4 protein-coding genes and 2 rRNA genes (1 of these 6 only partly in view) are annotated in these 6,624 nt (G+C 64.1%); all 6 read left to right on the top strand.

Annotation, left to right across the window (positions count from 1 at the left end):
- Positions 1-1,676 (top strand): 23S ribosomal RNA (locus OG422_RS02675) (it extends 1,445 nt beyond the left edge of the window).
- 74 nt (positions 1,677-1,750) lie between these two features.
- Positions 1,751-1,867 (top strand): 5S ribosomal RNA (gene rrf, locus OG422_RS02670).
- A gap of 161 nt (positions 1,868-2,028) precedes the next feature.
- Positions 2,029-2,637 carry a CDP-alcohol phosphatidyltransferase family protein gene (locus OG422_RS02665; protein ID WP_143943248.1) on the top strand — a complete coding sequence of 203 codons (609 nt, stop codon included), beginning with the start codon at positions 2,029-2,031 and terminating at the stop codon, positions 2,635-2,637.
- A 114-nt stretch (positions 2,638-2,751) separates the two neighbouring features.
- Complete coding sequence (locus OG422_RS02660) at positions 2,752-5,247, top strand: sugar phosphate nucleotidyltransferase (RefSeq protein ID WP_405739207.1); 2,496 nt, start codon at positions 2,752-2,754, stop codon at positions 5,245-5,247.
- Positions 5,248-5,322: 75 nt separating this feature from the next.
- The gene (locus tag OG422_RS02655) at positions 5,323-6,258 is read left to right on the top strand and encodes a DUF881 domain-containing protein (RefSeq protein ID WP_185994097.1); all 936 of its coding nucleotides are present in this window, start codon (positions 5,323-5,325) and stop codon (positions 6,256-6,258) included.
- Positions 6,255-6,587: a small basic family protein gene (locus OG422_RS02650; RefSeq protein WP_030282870.1), complete on the top strand. Its 333-nt coding sequence runs from the start codon at positions 6,255-6,257 to the stop codon at positions 6,585-6,587. The genes OG422_RS02655 and OG422_RS02650 overlap by 4 nt, the downstream gene beginning before the upstream one ends.
- The last annotated feature ends 37 nt before the right edge of the window (positions 6,588-6,624 follow it).

Here is a 6,624-nt window from a genome sequence, read left to right as displayed (position 1 = left end):
CCCAGGGTAAGTCGGGACCTAAGGCGAGGCCGACAGGCGTAGTCGATGGACAACCGGTTGATATTCCGGTACCCGTTGTGAAGCGTCAAACATCGAGCCCTCTGATGCTAAGGCCGTGAAGCCGCCCTGATCTCTTCGGAGTTGAGGGGAGTGGTGGAGCCGCTGATCCAAGGTGGTAGTAGGTGAGTGATGGGGTGACGCAGGAAGGTAGTCCAGCCCGGGCGGTGGTTGTCCCGGGGTAAGGGTGTAGCCCGTGTGGTAGGCAAATCCGTCACACGTTAAGGGTGAGACCTGATGCCGAGCCGATTGTGGCGAAGTGGATGATCCTATGCTGTCGAGAAAAGCCTCTAGCGAGTTTCATGGCGGCCCGTACCCTAAACCGACTCAGGTGGTCAGGTAGAGAATACCGAGGCGTTCGGGTGAACTATGGTTAAGGAACTCGGCAAAATGCCCCCGTAACTTCGGGAGAAGGGGGGCCATTGCTGGTGATCCGATTTACTCGGTGAGCTGGTGGTGGCCGCAGAGACCAGCGAGAAGCGACTGTTTACTAAAAACACAGGTCCGTGCGAAGCCGTAAGGCGATGTATACGGACTGACGCCTGCCCGGTGCTGGAACGTTAAGGGGACCGGTTAGTCATGATTCGTCATGGCGAAGCTGAGAACTTAAGCGCCAGTAAACGGCGGTGGTAACTATAACCATCCTAAGGTAGCGAAATTCCTTGTCGGGTAAGTTCCGACCTGCACGAATGGCGTAACGACTTCTCGACTGTCTCAACCATAGGCCCGGTGAAATTGCACTACGAGTAAAGATGCTCGTTTCGCGCAGCAGGACGGAAAGACCCCGGGACCTTTACTATAGCTTGATATTGGTGTTCGGTTCGGCTTGTGTAGGATAGGTGGGAGACTGTGAAGCGATCACGCCAGTGGTTGTGGAGTCGTTGTTGAAATACCACTCTGGTCGTGCTGGATGTCTAACCTGGGTCCGTGATCCGGATCAGGGACAGTGTCTGGTGGGTAGTTTAACTGGGGCGGTTGCCTCCTAAAGAGTAACGGAGGCGCCCAAAGGTTCCCTCAGCCTGGTTGGCAATCAGGTGTTGAGTGTAAGTGCACAAGGGAGCTTGACTGTGAGACTGACGGGTCGAGCAGGTACGAAAGTAGGGACTAGTGATCCGGCGGTGGCTTGTGGAAGCGCCGTCGCTCAACGGATAAAAGGTACCCCGGGGATAACAGGCTGATCTTCCCCAAGAGTCCATATCGACGGGATGGTTTGGCACCTCGATGTCGGCTCGTCGCATCCTGGGGCTGGAGTCGGTCCCAAGGGTTGGGCTGTTCGCCCATTAAAGCGGTACGCGAGCTGGGTTTAGAACGTCGTGAGACAGTTCGGTCCCTATCCGCTGTGCGCGTAGGAGTATTGAGAAGGGCTGTCCCTAGTACGAGAGGACCGGGACGGACGAACCTCTGGTGTGCCAGTTGTCCTGCCAAGGGCATGGCTGGTTGGCTACGTTCGGAAAGGATAACCGCTGAAAGCATCTAAGCGGGAAGCCTGCTTCGAGATGAGTACTCCCACCTCCTTGAGAGGTTAAGGCTCCCAGTAGACGACTGGGTTGATAGGCCAGATATGGAAGCCGGGCAACCGGTGGAGTTGACTGGTACTAATAGGCCGAGGGCTTGTCCTCAGTTGCTCGCGTCCACTGTGTAGGTTCTGAAGTAACGACCTGTGTTGATGCCGGGTTGGTCAACTTCATAGTGTTTCGGTGGTCATTGCGTTAGGGAAACGCCCGGTTACATTCCGAACCCGGAAGCTAAGCCTTTCAGCGCCGATGGTACTGCAGAGGGGACTCTGTGGGAGAGTAGGACGCCGCCGAACAATTTTTGAGCTCCGGTCCCCGGAAACCAGTTAGTGGTTTCCGGGAACCGGAGCATTTTTGCGTTTCATGGGCGACCTTGCAGACCCCAGGAGCGAACCGCTCGGGGCGGCAGGTAGGGTCAGGGGGCATTGTCGGCACATTTCCCACAGGAGGCCCCCGCGTGGAGGTCCAGGAGACGCGGGTCCAGACGGATCGCGTCCTCACCATCCCGAACATTCTGAGCATGGCGCGCCTGGTCGGCGTGCCGGTGTTCCTGTGGTTGATTCTGTGGCCGGAATTCGGCGGCCCCAAGGCCGATAGTTGGGCGCTGCTCGTGCTGGCCCTGAGCGGAGTCAGCGACTATCTCGACGGCAAACTTGCCCGCCGCTGGAACCAGATCAGCAGCCTGGGACGCCTCCTCGACCCGGCCGCGGACCGCCTGTACATCCTTTCCACTCTCGTGGGACTCACCTGGCGGGAGATCCTGCCACTGTGGCTCACCGCGGCGTTGGTGGCGCGGGAACTCATGCTGCTGATCGCCGTCGGATTCCTCGGTCGGCACGGATACGGTCCGCCCCAGGTGAACTTCCTCGGCAAGGCCGCAACGTTCAACCTCATGTACGCCTTCCCGTTGCTCCTTCTCAGTGAGGGAAGTGGCTGGCTTCATACCCTCGCTGCTGTTTTCGGATGGGCTTTCGCCGGATGGGGTACGGCGCTCTACTGGTGGGCAGGAATCCTCTACGTGGTTCAGGTCCGCAGGATCATCAGGGCGGACGCCACAGCCGACTGAGCTCGCCGAACAGGCAATACCAGTGCCACTCTGGCGCCCGTACGTGAGAACAGTGGGCGATCCAGACGGGTGAAGTCGGCAAGACCGTCGTCTCTAGAGGAGGACGCTTCCGACATGAAGGCCGTTGTGATGGCCGGTGGCGAAGGCACACGCCTTCGCCCCATGACGTCCAGCATGCCCAAACCCCTGCTCCCCGTGGCCAATAGGCCGATCATGGAGCATGTACTGCGGCTGCTGAAGCGGCACGGTCTCACCGAGACCGTGGTAACCGTGCAATTCCTCGCCTCACTCGTCCGGAACTACTTCGGAGATGGCGAAGAGCTGGGCATGGAACTGACCTATGCCAATGAGGAAAAACCCCTCGGCACCGCGGGCAGCGTGAAGAACGCCGAAGAGGCCCTGCGGGACGATGCGTTCCTCGTGATTTCCGGTGACGCCCTCACCGACTTCGACCTCACCGACCTCATCCGCTTCCACAAGGAGAAGGGCGCCCTCGTCACCGTCTGTCTGACGAGGGTTCCCAACCCCCTCGAATTCGGCATCACCATCGTCGACGAGGCGGGCAAGGTCGAACGCTTCCTGGAAAAGCCCACCTGGGGCCAGGTCTTCTCGGACACTGTCAACACGGGTATCTACGTCATGGAGCCCGAGGTCTTCGACTACGTCCAGCCCGATGTCTCCGTCGACTGGTCCGGCGACGTCTTCCCCCAGCTGATGAAGGAAGGCAAGCCGATCTACGGCTATGTTGCGGAGGGCTACTGGGAGGACGTCGGCACCCACGAAAGCTATGTGAAAGCTCAGGCCGACGTCCTGGACGGCAAGGTCGACGTCGAAATCGACGGCTTCGAGATCTCGCCCGGCGTATGGGTGGCCGAAGGTGCCGATGTCCATCCCGACGCCATACTGCGTGGTCCGCTGTACATCGGGGACTACGCCAAGGTCGAAGCGGATGTGGAGATCCGCGAACACACGGTCATCGGCTCCAATGTCGTGGTGAAGAGCGGCGCGTTCCTCCATAAGGCCGTCGTGCACGACAACGTCTTCATCGGGCCCCGGACCAACCTCCGCGGCTGTGTCGTCGGGAAGAACACCGACATCATGAGCGCCGCCCGGATCGAGGACGGTGCGGTCATCGGCGACGAATGCCTCGTCGGCGAGGAATCGATCGTCCAGGGCAATGTGCGGGTCTACCCGTTCAAGACGATCGAGGCCGGTGCCTTCGTCAACACGTCGGTGATCTGGGAGTCGAAGGGGCAGGCGCATCTGTTCGGCGCCCGGGGGGTCTCCGGGATCCTCAACGTGGAAATCACGCCGGAGCTGGCCGTACGGCTCGCCGGAGCCTATGCGACCACGCTCAAGAAAGGCGCCACGGTCACCACGGCACGCGACCATTCCCGAGGCGCCCGCGCGCTCAAACGCGCCGTGATCTCTGCGCTCCAGGCCAGCGCCATAGACGTACGGGACCTGGAGAACGTGCCGCTGCCGGTCGCTCGCCAGCAGACCGCACGGGGCAGTGCCGGCGGCATCATGGTCCGTACGACACCCGGCGTTCCCGACTCCGTCGACATCATGTTCTTCGACGCACGTGGCGCCGACCTTTCCCAGGCCGGGCAGCGGAAACTCGACCGCGTCTACGCCCGTCAGGAATACCGCCGCGCCTTTCCCGGCGAAATCGGTGATCTGCGGTTCCCGTCCAGCGTTTTCGATTCGTACACCGGATCGCTGCTGCGGGCCGTTGACACCGAAGGTCTCGCGGAATCCGGGCTGAAGGTCGTCGTCGACGCGTCCAACGGCAGCGCAGGGCTGGTTCTGCCGAGCCTGTTGGGCCGCCTCGGCGTGGACGCCCTCACGATCAATCCCGGCCTGAACGAGGCGCGGCCGACCGAGACGGGCGAGGCCCGGCGCAAGGGACTCGTCCGCCTTGGCGAGATCGTCGCGTCGGCGCGGGCGGCGTTCGGGGTGCGCTTCGACCCGGTCGGCGAGCGCCTGTCGCTGGTGGACGAGCAGGGCCGGATCATCGAGGACGACCGTGCGCTGCTGGTGATGCTCGATCTGATTGCCGCGGAGCGCCGCAGTGGCCGGGTGGCGCTGCCCGTGACGACGACCCGCATCGCCGAGCAGGTCGCCGCGTACCACGGCACACAGGTCGAATGGACGACCACGTCGCCCGACGATCTGACGCGGGTCGGGCGGGAGGACGGCACGGTCTTCGGCGGCGACGGCCGAGGCGGCTTCATCATCCCGGAGTTCAGCAGCGTCTTCGACGGCTCCGCCGCGTTCGTGCGGCTGCTCGGGCTGATCGCGCGGTCGCAGATCACGCTCAGCCAGATCGACGCGCGCATCCCGCGGGCGCACGTACGGCGCCGGGACGTCGCGACGCCCTGGGCCGTCAAGGGCCTGGTCATGCGGAACGTCGTCGAGGCCGCCGGAGGCCGGTCAGTGGACACCACCGACGGCGTGCGGGTGGTGGAGGCGGACGGCCGGTGGGCGCTCGTTCTGCCCGACCCCGCGGAGGCGCTCACGCATCTGTGGGCGGAGGGCCCCGACGAAGCCTCCGCGGACCGGCTGTTGGACGAATGGTCAACGGTGGTTGACGGCGCGGGCCGCTGACCTGCGCCCCGCCGGCGTGCCGCGATCCGGCGCGCCGGTGGGGCCATTGGGAGGCCGCGCGGGCGACGTGCGACGATGTGCGGCATGTCGCAGCAGCGCCCCGATCGGAGCACCACCAGGAGACCGGCCGCGCGCCCCGACGCGTCCATGTCGCTGCTGACCAATGTGATGGATCACAGCCTCGACGACGGATACGCGGAGGCCGCCGAACGGAAGGCCGCCGCGGGTGTCGGCGGCCTTCCGCGCACGCTGCGGGCGAAGTTGGGGCTCGCCGCCGGACTGGTGCTCGCCGCGGTGGTGGTGACGGTGGGAGCCGCGCAGGCGAGGATATCCGCGCCGACGCTCGCGAAAGAGCGCGAAGAGCTGATCAACCGTATCCAGAAGGGCTCCGACGAGGCCGACGCGCAGCAGCACCGGGTCGACACCCTGCGCGACTCCGTCGACGCCATGCAGCGCCAGGCCCTGCGCCGCCACGGTGGGGACAAGGCCGAGCTGCTGGCGCTGCTGGCCGGTTCGACGCAGGTCACCGGCCGCGGCGTGAAGCTCGTGATCGACGACGCCAAGGACGCGGAGTCCGGGAACGGCGGCGGCCCCCGGGAGAGCAATGGCTTCTCCGACACCGGGCGGGTACGCGACCGGGACATGCAGCGTGTGGTGAACGGCCTCTGGCAGTCCGGAGCGGAGGCGATCTCCGTCAACGGGCAGCGGTTGACGTCCCTCTCGGCGATCAGAGCCGCGGGAGACGCCATACTGGTCGACAACAAACCGCTGGTACCGCCGTACACGGTGCTGGCGGTGGGGGACGGGCAGCGGCTCAGCACCGCGTTCCAGGACAGCGTCGACGGCCGGTATCTGCACGTGTTGCAGGAGAACTACGGCGTGCGCACCAGGATTTCTGTGGAGAGTGAGGTCACCCTGCCGCCCGCGCCCAGTGTGATCGTACGCACAGCACAGCCGCAGACCGGCGCCACGAAGGCGGACGGCGCCGATATAGGGAAGGGCACATCGTGATCGCCGTATTGGGGCTCATCGTGGGGGTCGTGGTCGGGCTCGTTGTCCGGCCCGTGGTGCCGACGGTGGTCGAGCCCTACCTGCCGATTGCTGTGGTGGCCGCGCTGGACGCCGTGTTCGGCGGCCTGCGCGCGATGCTGGACGGCATCTTCGACGACAAGGTCTTCGTCGTGTCGTTCCTGTCGAACGTCGTGGTCGCCGCCCTGATCGTGTTCCTCGGGGACAAGCTCGGCGTCGGCGCCCAGCTCTCCACGGGCGTGGTCGTGGTGCTCGGCATCCGGATCTTCTCCAACGCCGCCGCGATCCGCCGGCACATCTTCAGGGCGTGAGGCGGATGGCGAACGACGAGACACCCGAGCCGGAACG

The sequence above is a fragment of the Streptomyces sp. NBC_01525 genome, from assembly GCF_045040405.1.
GTDB classification, from domain to species: Bacteria; Actinomycetota; Actinomycetes; order Streptomycetales; family Streptomycetaceae; genus Streptomyces; species Streptomyces benahoarensis.
Note: the sequence above shows the minus strand (reverse complement) of the source record. Positions and strands in the feature narration are given on the sequence as shown.

What these genes read in the sequence shown, in the direction of transcription:
- OG422_RS02660 (WP_405739207.1), top strand. Translation starts at nt 2,752, where the DNA reads ATGAAGGCCGTTGTGATGGCCGGTGGCGAAGGCACACGCCTTCGCCCC.
- OG422_RS02655 (WP_185994097.1), top strand. Translation starts at nt 5,323, where the DNA reads ATGTGCGGCATGTCGCAGCAGCGCCCCGATCGGAGCACCACCAGGAGA.